The sequence below is a fragment of the Microbacterium sp. HD4P20 genome (assembly GCF_019449275.2).
Classification (GTDB): Bacteria; Actinomycetota; Actinomycetes; order Actinomycetales; family Microbacteriaceae; genus Microbacterium.
In genome coordinates this window covers 15,179-33,754 of the sequence record NZ_JAHZQZ020000001.1, presented here as the reverse complement: position 1 = coordinate 33,754, position 18,576 = coordinate 15,179, and the positions used below count along the sequence as shown (strand labels likewise).

16 protein-coding genes are annotated in these 18,576 nt (G+C 69.9%); 4 read left to right on the top strand and 12 right to left on the bottom strand.

Annotated elements, in window-relative coordinates:
* Positions 1-6 precede the first annotated feature (6 nt).
* Both K0817_RS00150 and K0817_RS00145 read left to right on the top strand, forming a co-directional pair.
* Positions 7-516: a PadR family transcriptional regulator gene (locus K0817_RS00150; protein ID WP_219978315.1), complete on the top strand. Its 510-nt coding sequence runs from the start codon at positions 7-9 to the stop codon at positions 514-516.
* A gap of 8 nt (positions 517-524) precedes the next feature.
* Positions 525-1,286 (top strand): alpha/beta fold hydrolase, encoded by a 762-nt coding sequence (locus K0817_RS00145; RefSeq protein WP_253735078.1) that lies wholly within the window; start codon positions 525-527, stop codon positions 1,284-1,286.
* A gap of 72 nt (positions 1,287-1,358) precedes the next feature.
* Here the strand turns inward: K0817_RS00145 and K0817_RS00140 are convergent, their stop codons facing one another.
* The 6 genes from K0817_RS00140 to K0817_RS00115 form a co-directional block, all read right to left on the bottom strand.
* Entirely contained in the window at positions 1,359-2,513 is a 1,155-nt protein-coding gene (locus K0817_RS00140; RefSeq protein ID WP_219978313.1) for a mannitol-1-phosphate 5-dehydrogenase, read from the bottom strand.
* Positions 2,513-2,950, bottom strand: a complete 438-nt coding sequence (locus K0817_RS00135) for a PTS sugar transporter subunit IIA (protein ID WP_219978312.1) — start codon at positions 2,948-2,950, stop codon at positions 2,513-2,515. Before K0817_RS00135 ends, K0817_RS00140 begins: the two co-directional genes overlap by 1 nt.
* Before the next feature lie 111 nt (positions 2,951-3,061).
* Positions 3,062-4,735 carry a PTS mannitol transporter subunit IICB gene (locus K0817_RS00130; RefSeq protein ID WP_219978311.1) on the bottom strand — a complete coding sequence of 558 codons (1,674 nt, stop codon included), beginning with the start codon at positions 4,733-4,735 and terminating at the stop codon, positions 3,062-3,064.
* The gene (gene ptsP / locus K0817_RS00125; protein WP_374209508.1) at positions 4,732-6,375 is read right to left on the bottom strand and encodes a phosphoenolpyruvate--protein phosphotransferase; all 1,644 of its coding nucleotides are present in this window, start codon (positions 6,373-6,375) and stop codon (positions 4,732-4,734) included. The genes K0817_RS00130 and ptsP overlap by 4 nt, the downstream gene beginning before the upstream one ends.
* A 77-nt stretch (positions 6,376-6,452) precedes the next feature.
* A complete protein-coding gene (locus tag K0817_RS00120; protein WP_219978310.1) occupies positions 6,453-6,728 on the bottom strand; it encodes an HPr family phosphocarrier protein in 276 nt (91 codons plus the stop codon).
* Between the two features lie 17 nt (positions 6,729-6,745).
* Positions 6,746-7,117: a PTS sugar transporter subunit IIB gene (locus tag K0817_RS00115; protein ID WP_253735077.1), complete on the bottom strand. Its 372-nt coding sequence runs from the start codon at positions 7,115-7,117 to the stop codon at positions 6,746-6,748.
* Positions 7,118-7,226: 109 nt separating this feature from the next.
* Here K0817_RS00115 and K0817_RS00110 point away from each other — a divergent pair, with 109 nt between their 5' ends.
* On the top strand, positions 7,227-9,164 hold the full coding sequence (locus K0817_RS00110; RefSeq protein ID WP_219978309.1) for a PTS sugar transporter subunit IIA: 1,938 nt from the start codon (positions 7,227-7,229) through the stop codon (positions 9,162-9,164).
* A gap of 225 nt (positions 9,165-9,389) precedes the next feature.
* Here K0817_RS00110 and K0817_RS00105 read toward each other — a convergent pair whose 3' ends face one another.
* The 5 genes from K0817_RS00105 to K0817_RS00085 form a co-directional block, all read right to left on the bottom strand.
* Positions 9,390-9,974: a GNAT family N-acetyltransferase gene (locus K0817_RS00105; protein WP_219978308.1), complete on the bottom strand. Its 585-nt coding sequence runs from the start codon at positions 9,972-9,974 to the stop codon at positions 9,390-9,392.
* Between the two features lie 67 nt (positions 9,975-10,041).
* Complete coding sequence (locus K0817_RS00100) at positions 10,042-10,611, bottom strand: dihydrofolate reductase family protein (RefSeq protein ID WP_219978307.1); 570 nt, start codon at positions 10,609-10,611, stop codon at positions 10,042-10,044.
* Between the two features lie 10 nt (positions 10,612-10,621).
* A complete protein-coding gene (locus K0817_RS00095) occupies positions 10,622-12,124 on the bottom strand; it encodes an MFS transporter (RefSeq protein ID WP_253735076.1) in 1,503 nt (500 codons plus the stop codon).
* Between the two features lie 115 nt (positions 12,125-12,239).
* Positions 12,240-14,054 (bottom strand): phospho-sugar mutase, encoded by a 1,815-nt coding sequence (locus tag K0817_RS00090; RefSeq protein WP_219978426.1) that lies wholly within the window; start codon positions 14,052-14,054, stop codon positions 12,240-12,242.
* 56 nt (positions 14,055-14,110) lie between these two features.
* Positions 14,111-14,944 carry a purine-nucleoside phosphorylase gene (locus tag K0817_RS00085; protein WP_219978306.1) on the bottom strand — a complete coding sequence of 278 codons (834 nt, stop codon included), beginning with the start codon at positions 14,942-14,944 and terminating at the stop codon, positions 14,111-14,113.
* A 126-nt stretch (positions 14,945-15,070) separates the two neighbouring features.
* Here K0817_RS00085 and K0817_RS00080 point away from each other — a divergent pair, with 126 nt between their 5' ends.
* The gene (locus tag K0817_RS00080; RefSeq protein ID WP_219978305.1) at positions 15,071-16,528 is read left to right on the top strand and encodes an NAD(P)H-quinone dehydrogenase; all 1,458 of its coding nucleotides are present in this window, start codon (positions 15,071-15,073) and stop codon (positions 16,526-16,528) included.
* Positions 16,529-16,803: 275 nt separating this feature from the next.
* On the opposite strand, the gene K0817_RS00075 is transcribed toward K0817_RS00080, so the two are convergent.
* Positions 16,804-18,570: a biotin carboxylase N-terminal domain-containing protein gene (locus K0817_RS00075; RefSeq protein ID WP_219978304.1), complete on the bottom strand. Its 1,767-nt coding sequence runs from the start codon at positions 18,568-18,570 to the stop codon at positions 16,804-16,806.
* Between the last annotated feature and the right edge of the window lie 6 nt (positions 18,571-18,576).

The following is an 18,576-nucleotide window of genomic DNA, read 5'->3' as shown; positions in this document are numbered from 1 at the left end:
ATCACCATGACACTTCCCGCGATCATCCTCGGGCTGCTCGACATCGAGCCGATGACCGGCTACGACCTCAAGAAGGCGTTCGACGGCTCGGCGGCTCACTTCTGGTCCGCGGACCAGGCTCAGATCTACCGCACTCTCGCGAGACTGGTCGACGAGGACGCCGTGGAGGTTCACGTGATTCCGGGGGAGGGGAGACCCGACCGGCGCGAGCACCGGATCACCGATGGGGGCAGGCGGATGCTGGCAGACTGGCTCGCCTCGCAACTCGAGGTCGAGCGGGCTCGAGAACCGTTCCTGGCGCGCCTCTTCTTCTCGGGCCGTAGCGAGCCCGGGCTCGCCACTCGGCTGCTCTCCGAGCGGCGAGCCGCCGTGGAGCAGCAGCTCGCATCGCTTCGCGCGCTGCCGCGGGCGACCGCCACTCGGGAACAGCGGCTGCGCACGGCGACGCTGGACTACGGGCTGCGGGCACTCCAGGCCGAGCTCGAGTGGATCGACGCCACACGGGCGGTGCTGTGATGCGGTTCGTGGAGTCAGGCCCGAGCGGGGCCCAGAGCATCCTCTTCATTCACGGCGGAAACGTGGCGGGCTGGATGTGGCGTGGCCAAGCGGAGGCGCTGCCCGGGTTCCACTCGCTCATCCCCGACCTTCCCGGCTTCGGAGTCTCGGCCGACGAACCGTGGCCGACGCTCGTCGAGGTGGCCGACGCCCTCGCCGACCTCGTGCGCGCTCAGGGCGAAGGCGGGCGGGCCCACGTGGTCGGGCTGTCGCTCGGGGGCGTGCTGGGCGTGGTCCTGGCCGCCCGGCATCCGGATGTCGTGCGCAGTGTGTTCGTGACGGGCGCGGCGGTGCGGGGCATTCACGGACTGACGCGTGCCATCGGACTCGCACAACTCCCGATGTGGGGGTCGCGCTCGTACTGGGTAGGGCTCGCCCGCGCGTTCCGGCTGCCCGCCGACTCGGTGGACGAGTTCGTCACCACCGGCCTCGGCATCGATCGGGAATCGGCACGGCGCATGATGCGCGAGGTCTATGACGGCGTGCCCGCTCACGTGCTCGACGGCCTGCGCGGGCTCGGCGCTCCGCTGCTTGCGATCGCCGGGGAACGAGAGCCGCGCGTGGTGCGCGCGGCTCTGCACGACATCGTCGGCCGCGCGCCGCAGGGAACCGCGGCGATCGCCCCGCGCATGCACCACGTGTGGAGTGCCGAGGACCCCGAGCTGTTCCACCGTGTGCTTCGGCATTGGCTCACCCGCGCCGAAGCCTCGCCCGAGCTGTCTCGCGCGTGAGCGACCTCGCCGGTGTTGGTGTCCGGACGGCGCGCAACGTCACTGCGTCACCGAACGAGCGTACCCGCGCCTTCAGGGTCGAAGTTCGGCCTGCCGCGCGGCGACGGCATCCTGTACTCGTGGGAAGAGCGGATGCCCCGGCTCCAGGCCGGTGACGGCTTCGGTGATGGCCGCGGCATCCTGTTCGCGCAGCATCCGCTGCAAGTCGACCGACTGCGCGTCCTCGGAGTCGTCGAACGCGAGCGCCGCGGCCATCGCGTCGACGAGTGCGGCGACACTGAGTCCCCGCTCGGCCGCCTGGGCCGCCGGTCCCACGAAGCGCTCGTGGCGTGAGAGCTTGCGCAGGGGCTGACGTCCGACGCGCCACACCGTGTCGGGCAGTGCCCGGTTGGCGAAGCGCGACAGGATCGTGGCTCGGTAACGAGCCAGTTCCGCGGCGTCGAACTCGTGCTTGGCCTCGAGCAGCGCCGAGGTCTCTTGCAGGGCCGCGCTCACGCGCGCCGCGATGTCGTCGTCGGCGAGGGCCTCCGAGATCGTCTCGACGCCGGCCCGGGCGCCGTAGTATGCCGTCGCGGCATGCCCGGTGTTCACGGTGAAGAGCTTGCGCTCGATGTAGGGCGCCAGGTCGTCGACGAAGTGGGCGCCCGGGATGTTCGGGGTGTCGTCGCCGAACGGGTTCCGCTCGATCGCCCACTCGAAGAACGGCTCGACGGTCACGTCGACGCCGTCGCCGGCGACCTGCGCCGGCACGATCCTGTCGACGGCGGTGTTCGCGAAGACGGCGCGGGAAGCCAGGGCGTCCCAGGCTTGACCCGCCAGGCGAATGATCTCGTCCCGCAGCAGATCGGTGGCACCGATGGCGTTCTCGCACGCCATGATCTGCAGCGGGGGAGACGACGGATCCCGCAGCGCCAGTCCCGACATGATGAGTGGTGCGACGAACTTGAGCACGGTCGGACCCACGGCGGTCGTGACGACGTTGGCTCCCGCGATCTCTTCGATCACCTCGTCGGGCCGCTCGGCGCTGTTGATGGCGCGGAACCCCGTCACGACGATGTCGCGTCCGCCTTCGCCCGCCTCGTGCACCGTGTACTGCGACGCGGCGTTGATCGCGTCGACGAGCGGTGCCGAGACGTCCGAGAACACCAGGTGGTAGCCGCCCTCGTGCAGGAGCAGCCCGACGAAGCCGCGGCCGATGTTACCCGCGCCGAAGTGGACCGCCTTCATCACACGCCCGCGGCGGAGACGAGCGAGTAGAGCTCTTCGGGAGACTGCGCGGCCTTGAGCTTCTCGACCTCGTCCTCCTCGGAGAAGAGGATCGCGATCTGCGACAGGATCTCGAGGTGCTCGTCGCCCTTGCCGGCGATCCCGATCACGAAAGTGACCGGCTCGCCGCCCCAGTCGACGCCACCGTCGTAGCGCACGACCGACAGGGCGGACTCGAGGATGGCGTTCTTGGTCTCATTGGTCCCGTGCGGAATCGCCAGCTCATTGCCCATGTACGTCGAGACGGTCTGCTCGCGCTGCTGCATCGCGTCGAAGTAAGCCCCGGTGACCGCGCCCGCGGCCTCCAGGATGTCGGCGGCCTCCTTCATCGCTTCCTCGCGCGTCGCGCTTCCGGAGTGGATGCGCACCTGCCCGATGCTCAGAACGTCCCGTGTCATGTCTGTCGCCTTTCGTCGATTCCGGATGCCTCTGCCAGGTGCCGCATGCAGTGTCGCGCTGAGGCGGTGGAGCCGGGGGCCTCCCGCCTCCCGGCTCCACCGCTGTCTCAGCTACGCACCATCCTCGTGCTGCGCGCGCACCAGGTCCACGACCTCGTCGTACTTCGGCGAGTTCATGAAGTTGTCGACCGAGATGTGCACCGCGCCTGGCGTCTGCTGCCGCGCACGGTCGGTGAGCTGGTTCTGCGTGATGACCAAGTCGGCCGAGGCATCCAGATTCGCGATCGCCTTGTTGACGACAGTGACGTCCTCGATGCCCGCCTTCTTGATCTTGTTGCGCAGCACGCTCGCGCCCATCGCGGATGAGCCCATGCCCGCGTCGCACGCGAACACGATGTTGCGCACGGTCTTGGTGGTGAGGACCCCGCCGTCGGCGAGTCCCGCGGTCTCCGCCTCCGTCTCCAGCTTGTCGACTGCCTCCTCGGCGTCGCGGAGGGCGGTGCGATCCTTGCCGTCCGAAGCGCGAAGAGCATCCATCGCTGCGGATGACTTGCCCTTGTTGGCCTCGGTCTGGCTGATCGCCGCGCCGAAGGTGTCGGCCTCGGCCAGCAGATCGCGCTTGCGTGAAGCACGCAGGATCACAGCGGTGATGAGGAAGGTCACCACCGCCGCGAGCAGCACCGAGAGGTAGACGACCATCAGGTTGGCGAACCCGCCTGCCGCGGGGCTGGAGGCCGCTGCGGTCACGGCGATGATGCTCCCGGGCGCCGCGGGGAAGGCGAGCCCGCCATTGAGCAGCATGTTCGTCGTCACGCCGGTCGCCCCGCCTGCGATGAGCGCCAGGATCGTCATGGGCTTGCTCAGCGCGTACGGGAAGTAGATCTCGTGGATGCCACCGAAGAACTGGATGATGATGGCGCCGGGCGCGGATGCCTTCGCCGCCCCGATTCCGAAGAACGTGAAGCCGAGGAGAAGGCCGAGCCCCGGGCCGGGGTTCGCCTCGATCAGGAACAGGATGGACTTGCCGGTCTCCGTCGCCTGTTCGATGCCCAATGGCGTGAAGACGCCGTGGTTGATGGCGTTGTTGAGGAAGAGAACCTTCGCCGGCTCGACGATGATCGAGACGAGCGGCAGCAGCCCTGCCGTCACCAGGAATCCGACGGCCAGGCCCAGCACATCGCTGACCCACAGGATCGCCGGGCCGAAGACGAAGAATCCGAGGATGGCCAACAGCATTCCGAGAATGCCGGCCGAGAAGTTGTTCACGAGCATCTCGAAGCCTGGCCGGATCTTGCCGTCCCAGATCTTGTCCATCCATTTGGTCACGAGCGCGGCGAACGGGCCCATGATCATCGCTCCGAGGAACATCGGGATGTTCGTGCCCACGATGACGCCCATCGTCGCGATCGTCGCGACCACACCACCGCGTTCGCCGTAAACCATGCGCCCGCCGGTGTTGGCGATGAGGAGGGGCAGCAGGTAGGTGATCATGGGGCCGACGAGACCGACGAACCTGTTGAATGGGTCGCCGTTCTCGTCGAGGGCGATCTGGGTCATCGCGCCCGGCCAGCTGATGATGTCGGCGTTGCCGAAGCCGCCGAGCAGAGGCGAGACTGGTGTCCACCACCCGAGCCACCCCACCGCGATGAACAGCATGGTGATGAAGCCCCAGGCGATGAACGCCGCGATGTTCGGCATGATCATGCCGGAGAGGAACGTGCCGAAGCGCTGAACGCCTACACGTGCCCGATTCATGCCCGAAGCGGGCTTGGACGCCGTTGTCATTGCTGTGCTCCTTCGTCGGTGGTGTTCGCTGCCGCGAGTGCGGCCCTTCGGGTGGAAGCTTCTTGCGCCGCGGTGCGGGCGGATGTCGCCGAGTCTGCGGCCAGGGCCGCTTCGGCGATGTCGCGAGCGTCCTCGAGCGTGTGCTGCAGCAGGCTCGCGCGGACGTCGGCGAGCGCGGTCGGGGCCATCGAGAGGCTCGTGGCACCCAGGCCGACGAGCACGACGGCCAGCAGCGGATCGGCCGCCGCCTCGCCGCAGATGCCGACGGGCTTGCCGGTGGCCCGGCCCGCATCGCCGACTTCGCCGATGAGTCGCAGGACCGCGGGATGCCACGGATCCTGGAACGTCGCCACCGAACCGAGCAGGCGGTCGGCGGCGAGCGTGTACTGGGTCAGGTCGTTCGTGCCGATCGACGCGAAGTCCGCGTGGGCGAGGATGCGGTCGGCCAGCAGCGCCGACGACGGCACCTCGACCATGACCCCGGCCGTCTTCACGCCGTAGTCGCGCGCGAGGTCCACGAAGTACTGCGTCTCTTCGACGGTCGACACCATCGGCGCCATGACCCAGAGGTCGGCGCTCGTGGCAGCATCGGCTTCGGCGAGGGCGGTGAGCTGTTCGCGCAGGATGTCCTCGCTCGCGCGCAGGGCTCGCAGGCCCCGCAGTCCGAGCGCGGGATTCTCCTCGTGGGCGTCGTTGAGGAACGGCAGCGGCTTGTCGGCGCCGGCATCCAGCACCCGCACCACGACCTTCTTTCCGGGGAAGGCGGCGAGCAGCTTGGTGTACGCCTCGCGCTGCTGCTCGACCGTGGGCGCCTGGTTGGCGCTCAGGAACAGGAACTCGGTGCGGAAGAGCCCGACGCCCTCTGCTCCGAGGGTGACCGCCTCGGCGGCGGCGTCGGCGTTGCCGAGGTTCGCCAGAAGCGGCACGGGCGTGCCGTCCGCCAGCGCTCCGTCGGTCAGGGGAGCGGTCGCCGCGGCGGCGCGGGCTGCGGCCCGGTTCTGTGCGCGCTCGAGTTCGTCTGGCGTCGGATCGGTCGTGACGACGCCGGCCGCGGCATCCACGATCACCATCTGCCCGTCGCGCAGCCCCTTCGCCTCGACCGTGCCCACCACCGCCACGATGGACTTCTCGCGGGCCAGGATCGCGGTGTGCGAGGTCGGCCCGCCTTCGGTCGTGACCAGCGCCAGCACCTTGTCGAGGTCGAGCAGGGCGGTGTCGGCGGGGGCGAGATCCTTTGCCACGAGGACGAACGGATGCCCCGGGTCAGGCACTCCCGGAGCCGCGACTCCGCGCAGTCGGGCGATGACCCGCTGCGCGACGTCGTCGAGGTCGGCGGCTCGCTCGCCGAGGTAGCCGCCCATCGCGCTGAGCTGGTCGCGGAACGATGCGAAGGCGTCGAACACCGCGAACTCGCCGGTCTTGCCCTGCGCCAGGCGCGTGTCGACCTCGTCGGCGAGGCTGGGGTCCTCGGCCATCATCGCCTGCGCCTCGAGCACATCTTGTGCGGCGCCGCCGGCCTGGGCGCCGCGCTGCTCGAGCTCGCGCGCGACAGCGGCGACGGCATCCGTCACGCGTGCCTTCTCGTCATCGACGCTCAGCGTGCTCGGCGCGTCGCTCGGAGGCGGCAGCGGTTCGGCCATGCGGGCCACCGGCCCTTGGGCCACGCCCAATCCGATCCCGACACCTCGAAGCTCTTGAGTCACCTGCTCGGCCATGGTCATGCCGCGTCGTGGTCGGTCGAGAGCAGATCGGCCAGCGTGTCGAGCGTCGCGTCGGCCCCATCGCCGTCGGCGGTGAGGGTCACATAGTCGCCTTGCTCGACGCCCAGCGCGATCACCCCGAGAATGCTGGCCGCGTTGACGGGGCTGCCCGAGTCCTTGGCGATCGTGATCGGGATGCCGGCATCCTTGGCAGCCTGCGCGAACAGCTTCGCCGGCCGCGCGTGCAGCCCGTGCGACGAGCCGATGCGGACCGTGCGGGAAATTGGGGGCATGTCGGGTGGCCTCTCTGTCAGACGTCGTGGCTGTCGGGTTCGGGGGTCGCCGGCACCGGCGCTGCGGCGGGAGGCGGCTCCGCGTCGTGCTCGACCGCGGCGCGCACCAGCGCCAAGGTCCGCGTGCCGTCCAGATCCGTGAAGATGTCGGGCGGGAGCAGCACCACCGTCGTGCCGCGTGGCGCGGCATCCCGTTCGATGCGCTCCAGCGCATGGCCGAGGTGCGGCCCCACGAGGACGACGTCGGCGGCATCGAGATCGATCGGGAGCGACTGCTCGGTGCCGGCGACGGCGATGTAGGCGAGGCCCTGGTCCTGTGCGGCATGCCGCACACGCTGAGCGACGAAGGTGCTCGAGGCACCCGCTCCGCAGACCACCAGGATCCTCATCGACCCGCCTCCTCGTCTGCCCATTCTTGTGAAAGCCCTGGGAGCCGACAACCACGCCTTCTTCCGCAGGGGCGGAAACCGCGCACGGACCGCATGGTTGACTGGCACGGTGACGAGGGCGAGGCAGGACCGGCTTCTCGGCATCCTCGTGCGCGACGGCGAATGGGCTACCGCCGCGACACTGGCCGATGCGCTGGGCGTGACGCCTCGCAGCGTGCGCTCGTACGTCATGGCGCTCAATGCGCGGGTGGCTCCCGGGACCGCCGTCGAGTCGGGGCCGCACGGGTACCGCGCCGGCGCCGAGGCCGCGGCGGCATTGCGCACCGCCGGCGACCCCGGCACCCCGCGCGATCGCCTCCACACTCTCGTGCGGGCGCTGCTGGACTCGTCGGACGGCATCGACGTGTTCGAGACCGCCGATGAGCTGTACGTGTCGCCCGCGACTCTCGACGCCGACCTCGCGCGGGTGCGCGGGCTGCTCGGCGGCACCGAGCTCACTCTCGAACGGTCTGCGTCGCGCGCGCGCCTGCTGGGCACCGAGGGTGCCCAGCGGCGGTTGCTGAGCCGCCTCGCGCATGACGAGATGGATGCCGGATCCTTCGACCTTTCCGCGCTGCGGCGCACGCTCGGCGAGGGCTCGGTGGGCGCCCAGGCGTTCGGCCCCTTCAAGACCGAGCTCGTCGAACGGCTGGGAACGATGGGCTGGTTCGTCAACGAGTTCGGCATCGGCGACGTCGTGATGCACATCGCGATCGCCGCAGACCGCGTTTCGCGCGACCGGCCCCTCGACGCCGTCGCGGCGCCCGTCGACGAGCGCCCCGAGCAGGCCGAGGTGGCCGCCGTCATCGCCGAGCTCGCCGAGCGTCATCTGGGCGTACGCCTCGGCGTCGGCGACCTGCGCCACCTCGCGGTGCTCGTGCTCACGCGGGTCGTCGCCCCCGGTGCCGCACAGGCCGACAGCGCTCGCGAGCACACCCGGGGCCAACTCGAACCGGAGGTGGAGCAAGCCGTGCGCGAGGTTGTCGCGCAGGCGGCCGCGGAGTTCCTCGTCGACATCGTGCACGAGGACTTCCTGCTGCGGCTCGCGCTGCACGTGCAGAACCTGCGGTTGCGCGCGCGGGAGCAGGCGTGGTCGCGCAACCCGCTGACGCGTTCGCTCAAGTCCACATACCCGATGATCTTCGAGGTGGCGGTGTTCATCGCCAACGGCCTGCACCAACGGCTCGACATCCCCCTCCTCGACGACGAGATCGCGTATATCGCGATGCACGTCGGCGGGCGCCTCGAGCGCAGCCGTCGGGCAGACCAGCTGCTCACCGCGACCATCGTGTGCCCCGGCTACTACGAGCTGCACGAGCTGCTGCGCTCGTCGGTCGACCGTTCACTGGGGCAGGCGATCGAGGTGGTCGGCGTCGAGACGCGCGTCGACCCTGATTGGGACTCGATCGACACCGACCTCGTCCTCACCACGATCGACCCGGCCGTGCCGGGCGAGCGGATCGTGCGCATCCAGCCGTTCCTGACCGACACCGACATCGAGCGCGTGCAGGCGGCGGCGAGCCGCATCCGTCGCTCTCGCCGCCTCGCGCGACTGCGCGGCGAACTGGAGCGGTACTTCGAGCCGAGCGGTTTCGTACGCGGTCTGGATCCCGCCCTCGGCGAGGAAGGCGTCATCCGTCTGCTCGGCGAGCGGCTCGTCGCGCAGGGTGTGATCGACGACGACTACGTCGAGCGGACGATCCAGCGCGAGCAGCTGTCGTCGACCGCGTTCACCGACGCGCTCGCGGTTCCGCACGCGCTCGGGATGACGGCATCCCGTACCGCCATCGCCATCGGGATCGCGGAACCGTCGATCCCGTGGGGCGACGGCCGCGTGCAGGTCGTGGCGCTGGTGGCGTTCTCCGAGACCGACCGCGAAGCCTTCCAGACGGTCTTCGAGCAGTTCGTCGAGGTCTTCTCCGAGCGCGAGAGCGTGCAGCGCATCGTGCGTCGCGCGACCGCTTTCCCGGCCTTCCTCGACGAGCTCGTGGCCGTCATCGACGGCTGACCCGCACGTCATCATTGCGGGTGCGCGGCGTCTGCCGTGCCTTCGGGGGTCGCAACACGCGGTGTGGTTGTGGGGATGCCGTGTGTTGCGCCACCTGAGCCCCGGGTGCGGGGGTGGTGGGGTTCTTCGGGGGTCGCAACACGCGGGAACGACTGCGGTGATGCCGCGTGTTGCGCCACCTCGACTCTGGCCGCGAAGACGGCGACGGATGCCGCGGGCAGGGGGTCATCCGCGGGCGAGGCGCTCCTGCAGGCCGAGCTTCACGGCGGGCCACTCGTGGGGAAGGATCGAGAACACCACGGTGTCGCGGAGCGTGCCGTCGGGGCCGAGGCGGTGATTGCGCAGCACGCCGTCCTGCTTGGCGCCGAGCCGGGCGATCGCGGCCCGGGACTGACGGTTGTGCCAGTGCGTGCGAAACTCCACCGCGATGGCGTCGCACGCCTCGAAGGCGTGCGCGAGCAGCAGCAGCTTCGACGCGGTGTTGACCGCGGTGCGCTGCGCCGCGACGCCGATCCAGGTGTGCCCGATCTCGACGTGCCGGTTGGGCTGGTCGATGTTGCAAAAGGTCGTCGTGCCGACAACCTGGCCCGTGTCGAGCCGCCTCACTGCCCACGGGTTCATCGTGCCCTCGTCGCGCCAGGCGAGCCGCTGCGCGATGTCTTGGGCCGCCCCTTCCGAGCGCGGGATCGACGTGTACCAGGCGTGTTCCAGCCCGACGGCCGCGTCGGCGAGATCGGCGGCGTGCTCGGCGGTGAGGGGCTCGACGCGCACGAACGCGTTCTCGAGGGTGACGGGCGTCGTCAGCAGCATCCCTCGAGCCTAGGGCTCACGCGAGCCGCTCATGGCCCGCCTCGCGAACGCACCAGGACGATTCGCATCAAGCGGTGGTTCGCGTGGGCCGATACCGCAAAGCGACCGCCCCCGACCGGAACTCCTGGCGGTGCACGAGCTCGAGCTGGATGCGTTCGCGCAGCCCCGCGAGCAACGTCGGGCCGTGCCCGGCGACGACCGGCTGCACAACGAACTCGTACTCGTCGATGAGTCCCAGATCGGCCAGCGCCAGGGGAAGCGTCACGCCACCCACCCACAGGCCCTCGCCCGGCTCCTCCTTGAGTCGCTGCACCGCCGAACCCACGTCGCCCGGCACCAACTCGGCATTCCAGTCGACCGCGTTCAGGGTGCTCGACACCACGTGCTTCTTGGCCCGGTCGATGGCCTCTGCGAACGGGGTCTCGGACTCATCCATCCAATCGGGCCACGCGCCCGTGGCAGGGCGCCGCCATGCGGACTCCATCATCTCGTAGGTCACCCGGCCGAAGAGCAGGGCGTCGGCTCGCTCCATCTCTGCGGTCCAGTAGCGCATCGACTCCTCGTCGGGCGGCAGCCCCGCCTCGTGATGGCAGCAGCCGTCGAGCGTGACGTTGATCGAGTAGCGAAGTGATCTCATCTCGGTCCTCTCACGAATCCTTCGTCTGCATCTCGGCCTCGACGACCGCTGCGGCCGCGGCCGGATCCTCGGTCGCGACGGTGGCGGCACGCCGTGCCGCGGCGATCGCCCGCTGGCCGGCGGGCAGCCACACCGCAAGCCCTACGACGATGAACGTCATCACGCCGGCGGCGATCAGCAGCACCTCGATCGGCATGACGTCGGCGAGCGGACCGAACACCACCATGCCGACCGGCATCGCGACGGCCATCACGATGCCCACGAACCCGAACACGCGGCCTTGACGCTCGGGCTCCACGGTCTCTTGCAGAAGCGTCATGGACGGCGTCGAGAAGAACGGCACGGCGAGGCCCACCAGGAACATGAAGCCGAAGAAGACCCAGATGTTCGACGACAATCCGAGCCCGATCGACAGCGCACCGAAGACCAGCGACGACACCACGATCAGGCCGACGCGGCTGCGCTTGGCGAAGAACGACGCGACGAGGATGCCGCCGAGCATCATGCCGACGCTGAAGGCGATCTCGAGCACGGCGAGGTTCACGACATCCTGTGACTCGCCCGCCGGGAACGAGCGCACCAGCATGAGCGGCGTGAGGTTGGACGGCGCCACCGTCAGCAGGAAGATGATGGCGAACAGCACCAGCAGCCAGCGGACGAACGCGTGGTGGACGATGTATCGCACGCCGTCGACGAGGTCGGCGAAGTACCCCGTCTGCGTGTCCGCCGCCCGCCGGATCGTGCTCACCGGGATGAACGCCAGGATGCCGATGCCGATCACCGCCGTCACGACATCGATGAAGAAGATCGGGATGAGGGATGCCGCGGTCCCGTCGGACGCGGCCGACGCCCATGCGTACAGGCCACCGGCGGCGGCGGGAGCCAGCAGCATCATTGCGGATTGGATCGAGCCGTTGATGCCGTTGACACGGATCAGGTTGCGCGTCGGCACGATCTGCGGGATCAGTGCCGAGACGGCCGGCATCTGGATGCCCGCACCCATCGAGCGGATGGCCATCGTCGCGAAGATCAGCCACACCGCGTCGTAGCCGTTGATCATGATCACCGCGAGTGCGAGGGTCGTGACGGCGATCGCGGCGTCGGCGCCCATGATGAGGTACTTGCGGTTGTGGCGGTCGGCCCACACACCGCCGAAGATCGACACGATCGCCTGCGGCAGGAATCCGAAGATCGCGGCCAGGGTCATCACCAGACCCGACTGGTATGTGATCGTCAGGTACCAGAACACCGCGTACTGCACGAGCATCGAGCCGAAGAGGGTCACGGTCTGCCCGCTGAGGAACAGCACCACGTTGCGCAGCCAGTGCGGAGGATCCGGTGTCTCGTCAGTGCCGCCCGACGCGACGGCGGGGGCCGGATCATCGCCGGGTGTCGCGTCGGACCCACCCCCGAGCGCGGCGCCCCGGAGCGCGGTTGCGCCGCGTGGCGAGGCCTCCGGAGGAGGTGCCGGGGCCGAGGCATCCGTCTCGTCATGTTCCCGCGCGCCGGTCATCGTCCACTCCTCGTTTCGATGCGGAATCTCCCCCGCGACGTCGCATCGCGATATATCGCGAACGAGACTCTAGCACGGGGCTCGGACACGCGCAGGGTGTCCGAGCCTCCGGTGCTCAGCCGCCGTATTCGGCCAGCAGCGCGTGCGCCCCGTCTGCCAGCTCGGCGATGCGCCCGGCGGCGTCCTCGCGTGAATCGCCCCGCACATCGAGGTACAGCTTGAGCTTGGGCTCAGTGCCGCTCGGCCGCACGATCACGCGGGAGCCGTCGGTCAGCCACAGGCGCAGGACGTCGCCCGGCGGAAGGTCGTCGACGCCGTCGAGCAGGTCGTCCACTCGGTCCACGGCGGCTCCGCCGACGGACTCCGGATGCCGCGACCGCAGCTCCCGCATGATTCGGGCGATCTGCGACACGTCATCGACCCGCACCGACACCTGATCGCTCGCGAACGAGCCGAACGTGTCGTCGAACTCGTGCAGGAGGTCGGCCAGTGTGGCGCCGCGTTCGCGTGCTTCGCACACCATCCCCAGGATTGCCACGGCGGCCGAGATGCCGTCCTTGTCGCGCACCGTCTCGGGATTGACGAGATAGCCGAGCGCCTCTTCGAAGCCGTAGACCATGCCGGGCGCGCGCGAGATCCACTTGAAGCCGGTGAGCGTCGCGTGAAAGCCGAGGCCGTAATGCTCGGCGACGGCCTTGAGCCCGGGCGACGACACCAGCGAGCACGCGAGCGATGCGCCCTCGGTCGCTCCCTGGGCTGCGACTCGTTGCGCGGCGCGCCAGCCCAGGAGCAGGCCGATCTCGTTGCCGCTCAGGCGTCGCCAGCCACCGTTCGCCGTCTCGTCCGGGACCGCGACCGCGAGACGGTCCGCGTCGGGGTCATTCGCGATCACGAGGTCGGCGTCGGCCTCCCGCGCGGCCGCGAAGGCGAGATCCATAGCGCCCGGTTCCTCCGGGTTGGGGAACGCCACAGTCGGGAAGGTGCCATCCGGATCGAGCTGCGGAGTCACCGGAACGGGCGACGGGTAGCCGGCCGCCGCGACGATGCGCGAGAGAGTCTCCCATCCGACGCCGTGCATCGCGGTGTACACCCAGCGCAGCCCAGCGGCGCCCGCCGGAGCAGGGGCGACCTCGACCGTCGCAGCGACGTAGGCGTCCACGACCTCCTCCGTCGCGACCTCGAACCCGAGCGAGCGCGGGAGCGTGCTGATGTCTCCGGCATCCGCCACCGCCTGGATGTGCCGGGCGATCTCGGCGTCGGCGGGAGCGACGATCTGCGAGCCGTCGTCGGCACCGCCCAGGTAGACCTTGTAGCCGTTGTCGTCCGGCGGGTTGTGGCTGGCGGTGACCATGACGCCCGCCGCAGCGCCGAAGTGGCGGACGGCGAAGGCCAGCACGGGGGTGGGCAGCAGACGCGGCAGGAGGATCGCACGAAGCCCCGCACCGGCGAAGATCTCGGCCGAGTCGCGCGCGAACACATCGGAATTGCGACGACCGTCGAATCCGATCACCACCACCGGAGCGTCGTCCAGGATGCCGGGGGACTGGGGCCCCTCCGCCTCCAGGGCCTCGACGCTCGGGGGCTGCACGAGCGCGTGCGCGGTCTCGCCCCGGCCCGCGGCATCCGTCCCGCCTTCGTCGATCGCCGGCAAGCCCGCCCGCTCGCGCACATACGACGCGAGCCCGGCCGCAGCCTGCGCGACCAGCACGCGGTTCATGCGGTTGCTGCCGGCCCCGAGCGCCCCGCGCAGTCCGGCGGTGCCGAAGGCGAGTCGCGCCGAGAACCGGTCGGTCAGCTCGGCCACCGCAGAGTCCTCGCCGGCCTCGGCCGCCGCGAGCAGCTCGCGCAGTTCGGTGCGGGTCTCGCCGTCGGGATCCTGCGCGAGCCATGCCCGCGCCGCCTCGAGGATCGAGTCGGCGCCCGCGGGCACCGAGGCGGGAGCGGGGTCCTGACGTTCAGGGTCGGCCGCCGGCACCTCCGCCCCGTTCACATCGCCCCGATCACGCGAGCGAGCAGCGACGAGATCACCGGCTCGGCCTCGCGGCCGGCCTCGATGACCTCGTGGTGACTGAGCGGAGTGGTCTGGATGCCGGCGGCCATGTTCGTGATGAGTGAGAAGCCGAGCACCTCCATGCCGGCCTGCCGCGCCGCGATGGCCTCGAGCGCCGTCGACATGCCCACGATGTGACCGCCGAAGGACTTCGCCATCCGCACCTCGGCCGGCGTCTCGTACTGGGGACCGCGGAACTGGCAGTACACCCCCTCGTCCAGGCTCGGATCGATCGTGCGCGCGAGGTCGCGCAGCCGCAGGGAGTAGAGGTCGGTCAGGTCGATGAAGGTCGCCCCCTCGAGCGGCGACGCGCCGGTGAGGTTGATGTGGTCGCTGATGAGCACCGGCTGACCCGGAGTCCAGGTGTGCTTGATGCCGCCGGCCCCGTTGGTCAGCACCATCGTGCGCGCACCGGTGGCCGCGGCCGTGCGCACGCTGTGCACGACGCGACGAACCCCGTGCCCCTCGTAGAAGTGGGTACGTGCGCCGATCACCAGCACGCGCCGCCCCTTGGGGGTCACGACGCTGCGCAGCGTGCCGACGTGGCCGGCAAGGGCCGGAGCGCTGAAACCGGTGACCTCGGTCGCGGGGAACGACGCCGTCGTCTCGCCGACGAGCTCGGCGGCCTTCCCCCACCCCGAGCCGAGGGTGAGCGCGATGTCGTGGCGCTCGACGCCGGTGATGCGCGCGATGTCCTGTGCGGCCGCGGCGGCGACCTCGAACGGGTCGGCGGCGGGATCGTCGAGGCGGTTGCCGGTGGTGTCTGACATGCCCCCACTCTAGGAACCCGGCGGCGCGAGGGCCAGCGAGGCGCCGCGAGCTCCAGCGAAGGCCGGCGGGGTCCGGAGACGCCGGTGCTGCCGCACTGTCGTGGCCGCGGCATCCGGCGGTGGAGAATGGAGCACATGTCCTTGAGCTTCGAGACCACGCAGAGCGTTGCCATCATCGGCGGCGGACCCGGAGGATACGAAGCGGCGCTGGCCGCGGCACAGCTCGGAGCGGAGGTGACGGTGGTCGAACGCGCCGGCATCGGCGGCGCGGCCGTGATCACCGACGTGGTGCCGTCCAAGACGCTGATCGCGACAGCCGACGCGGCGGTGGCGATCTCGGGGGCCAGCGATCTGGGCGTGCAGTTGTTCGCCAAGGGCAAGGATGGCAAGCCGCTCAAGCCCGAGATCGCGATCAACCTCAACGCCGTCAACAAGCGGCTGCTCTCGCTCGCTCGGCAGCAGTCCGACGACATGCGGGCCTCGCTCGTCGAGGCGGGCGTTCGCATCATCTCGGGCCACGGACGACTCGAGGGTGACAATGCGGTGGTCGTCTCGACCGGTCCCGGCGGCACCGACTTCGACCGCGTCGAGGCCGACACCCTCGTGGTCTCGACCGGATCGTCGCCGCGGGAGCTTCCGAGCGCCACGCCCGACGGCATCCGCATCCTCACGTGGACGCAGCTGTACGACATGACGGCGATCCCCGAGCACCTCATCGTGGTCGGCTCGGGCGTCACCGGGGCCGAGTTCGCGGGCGCGTACATGAACCTCGGCGCCAAGGTCACGCTCGTCTCCAGTCGCGACCAGGTGCTGCCCGGCGAGGACTCCGACGCCGCGGCCGTGCTCGAGAAGGTGTTCAAGCGCGGCGGCATGACGCTGCTGTCGAAGTCACGGGCCGCGAAGGTCGAGAACGTCGGCGACGGCGTCGTGGTCACCCTCAGCGACGGTCGCACCGTCGAGGGCAGTCACTGCCTCATGGCCGTCGGCTCGGTGCCCAACACCGCCGGCATCGGCCTCGAGCAGGCGGGCGTGCAGATGACCGACTCGGGGCACATCCAGGTCAACCGCGTCGCGCGCACCTCGGTTCCGAACATCTACGCCGCCGGCGATTGCACCACCTTCATCCCGCTCGCCTCGGTCGCCTCGATGCAGGGGCGCACCGCCGTCTTCCATGCGCTCGGCGACGTGGTGATCCCGCTGGAGCACCGCCGCATCGCCTCCAACATCTTCACCGCCCCCGAGATCGCGACGATCGGCTGGCAGGAGAAGGACATCTCGGACGGCCTCATCAACGGCGTCGTGCACAAGCTGCCGCTGGCGGCCAACCCGCGCGCGAAGATGATGGGCATCAAGGACGGCTTCGTCAAGCTCATCGCCCGTCAGGGCAGTGGCACCGTGATCGGCGGGGTCATCGTCGGCCCCCGTGCCTCCGAGCTGATCTACCCGATCGCGATCGCCGTCGAGCGTCGCCTGACCGTCGACCAGGTCTCGCGCGTGTTCGCGGTGTACCCGTCGCTGTCGAGCAGCATCACGGATGCCGCGCGCGCGATGCACGTCGTCGACCACACGGTCTACGGCGGCTGAGCCCGTCGCGGCGCCGGCAGCTCCTCCGCCACCGGCTCCGCGTCGCCAGTCCTGGCTTCGCGTCGCCAGTCCTGGCTTCGCGTCGCCAGTCCTGGCTTCGCGTCTCCAAGTCCCGTCGAGTACGCATGTTCTCGCCGAGAACGCACCCTGCTTGCGTCGACGACATGGTCGCTCGGCGAGAACGTACGGTCTCGGCGGAGAGAGGCGGGGGGAGGCGGGATGGCTGACGGGAGCTGGGCGGCCGCGGCCGAACCAGGCCGCCCTGAGAAACGACCTCAGCTGATGGTGAGCAGCTGGTGGCCCGCTGACACGGTGGCCCCGGGTGCGGCGTTGATGCCGCCGATGACGCCGTCCTTGTGCGCCTGGATCGGCTGCTCCATCTTCATCGCCTCGAGCACGACCACGAGGTCGCCCTTGACGACCTGCTGGCCGTCCTCGACGGCGATCTTGACGATCGTCGCCTGCATGGGCGCCTTGACGGCGTCTCCGGATGCCCCGGCCATGACCGTCGGCGCATGCGAACGGCGTGACGGGGGCACCGCGGCGGGGCGACCGCTCGAGCCGGGCGCCGAGACGACGCGGTCGGGCAGACTCACCTCGAGGCGCTTGCCGGCGACCTCGACGACGACCGTATGACGGTGCTCGGCCGGCTTCGGGGCCTCGAGCTCGCCATCCCACGCGGGGATGTCGTTGACGAACTCGGTCTCGATCCATCGCGTATAGACGCCGAACCGGCCGTGCTCGGCCGTGAAGGCGGGGTCGCGCACGACCTTGCGGTGGAAGGGCAGCACGGTGGGTAGGCCCGCAACCTCGAATTCGTCCAGAGCGCGACGGGCGCGCTCCAGCGCCTCGGCGCGGTCGCGGCCGGTGACGATGATCTTGGCCAGCAGCGAGTCGAACGCTCCGCTCACGCTGTCGCCGGCGGTGACACCGGAATCGAGACGGATGCCGGGACCGCCGAACGTCTTGAACACGTGGATCGGACCGGGCTGGGGGAGGAAACCGCGACCGGGGTCCTCACCGTTGATGCGGAACTCGATCGAGTGCCCGTCGGGGATCGGGTCGTCGTAGCCGAGCTCTTCGCCCTCGGCGATACGGAACTGCTCGCGCACCAGGTCGACGCCGGTGATCTCTTCCGAGACGGGGTGCTCCACCTGCAGGCGCGTGTTCACCTCGAGGAACGAGATCGTGCCGTCGGCGCCGATGAGGAACTCGCAGGTTCCTGCGCCCACGTAGCCCACTTCGCGCAGGATCGCCTTGGACGACTCGTACAGGATGCGGTTTTGCTCCTCACTGAGGAATGGAGCCGGCGCTTCTTCGACGAGCTTCTGGTGGCGGCGCTGCAGCGAGCAGTCGCGCGTCGAGATGACGACGACGTTGCCGGCGGCATCCGCGAGGCACTGCGTCTCGACATGCCGCGGCTTGTCGAGGTACTTCTCGACGAAGCACTCGCCACGCCCGAAGGCGGTGATCGCCTCGCGCGTCGCGGATTCGAACAGCTCGGGCACCTCTTCGAGAGTGCGCGCGACCTTGAGTCCGCGACCGCCGCCGCCGTAGGCGGCCTTGATCGCGATCGGCAGGCCGACCTCCCGCGCGAACGCGACGACTTCGTCGGCGCCCGAGACGGGACCGGGTGTACCCGGGGCGAGCGGAGCGCCCACCTTCTCGGCGACGCTGCGGGCGGTGACCTTGTCGCCGAGTGCCTCGATCGCGGCCGGCGACGGACCGATCCAGACCAGGCCTGCGCCGATCACGGCACGTGCGAAGTCGGCGTTCTCGGCGAGGAAGCCGTAGCCGGGGTGCACGGCGTCGGCGCCCGAGCGGCGAGCGACCGAGAGGATCTTGTCGATCGACAGGTACGTGTCGGCGCTGGTGGAGCCGTCGAGCGCGTACGCCTCGTCGGCGAGACGCGCGTGCAAGGCATCGCGGTCCTGGTCGGCGTACACCGCGACCGATGATTTGCCGGCGTCGCGGGCGGCGCGGATGACGCGGACGGCGATCTCGCCGCGGTTGGCAACGAGAACCTTGGCGATGTGGGGCATGAACGC

Bases quoted from the DNA above. Each gene is read 5' to 3' on its own strand.
- K0817_RS00105 (WP_219978308.1), bottom strand. From the start codon at position 9,974: ATGCTGCTGACGACGCCCGTCACCCTCGAGAACGCGTTCGTGCGCGTC.
- K0817_RS00120 (WP_219978310.1), bottom strand. From the start codon at position 6,728: ATGCCCCCAATTTCCCGCACGGTCCGCATCGGCTCGTCGCACGGGCTG.
- K0817_RS00100 (WP_219978307.1), bottom strand. From the start codon at position 10,611: ATGAGATCACTTCGCTACTCGATCAACGTCACGCTCGACGGCTGCTGC.
- K0817_RS00095 (WP_253735076.1), bottom strand. From the start codon at position 12,124: ATGACCGGCGCGCGGGAACATGACGAGACGGATGCCTCGGCCCCGGCA.
- K0817_RS00135 (WP_219978312.1), bottom strand. From the start codon at position 2,950: ATGACACGGGACGTTCTGAGCATCGGGCAGGTGCGCATCCACTCCGGA.
- ptsP (WP_374209508.1), bottom strand. From the start codon at position 6,375: ATGGCCGAACCGCTGCCGCCTCCGAGCGACGCGCCGAGCACGCTGAGC.
- K0817_RS00075 (WP_219978304.1), bottom strand. From the start codon at position 18,570: ATGCCCCACATCGCCAAGGTTCTCGTTGCCAACCGCGGCGAGATCGCC.
- K0817_RS00085 (WP_219978306.1), bottom strand. From the start codon at position 14,944: ATGTCAGACACCACCGGCAACCGCCTCGACGATCCCGCCGCCGACCCG.
- K0817_RS00115 (WP_253735077.1), bottom strand. From the start codon at position 7,117: ATGAGGATCCTGGTGGTCTGCGGAGCGGGTGCCTCGAGCACCTTCGTC.
- K0817_RS00150 (WP_219978315.1), top strand. From the start codon at position 7: ATGACACTTCCCGCGATCATCCTCGGGCTGCTCGACATCGAGCCGATG.
- K0817_RS00130 (WP_219978311.1), bottom strand. From the start codon at position 4,735: ATGACAACGGCGTCCAAGCCCGCTTCGGGCATGAATCGGGCACGTGTA.
- K0817_RS00080 (WP_219978305.1), top strand. From the start codon at position 15,071: ATGGAGCACATGTCCTTGAGCTTCGAGACCACGCAGAGCGTTGCCATC.
- K0817_RS00140 (WP_219978313.1), bottom strand. From the start codon at position 2,513: ATGAAGGCGGTCCACTTCGGCGCGGGTAACATCGGCCGCGGCTTCGTC.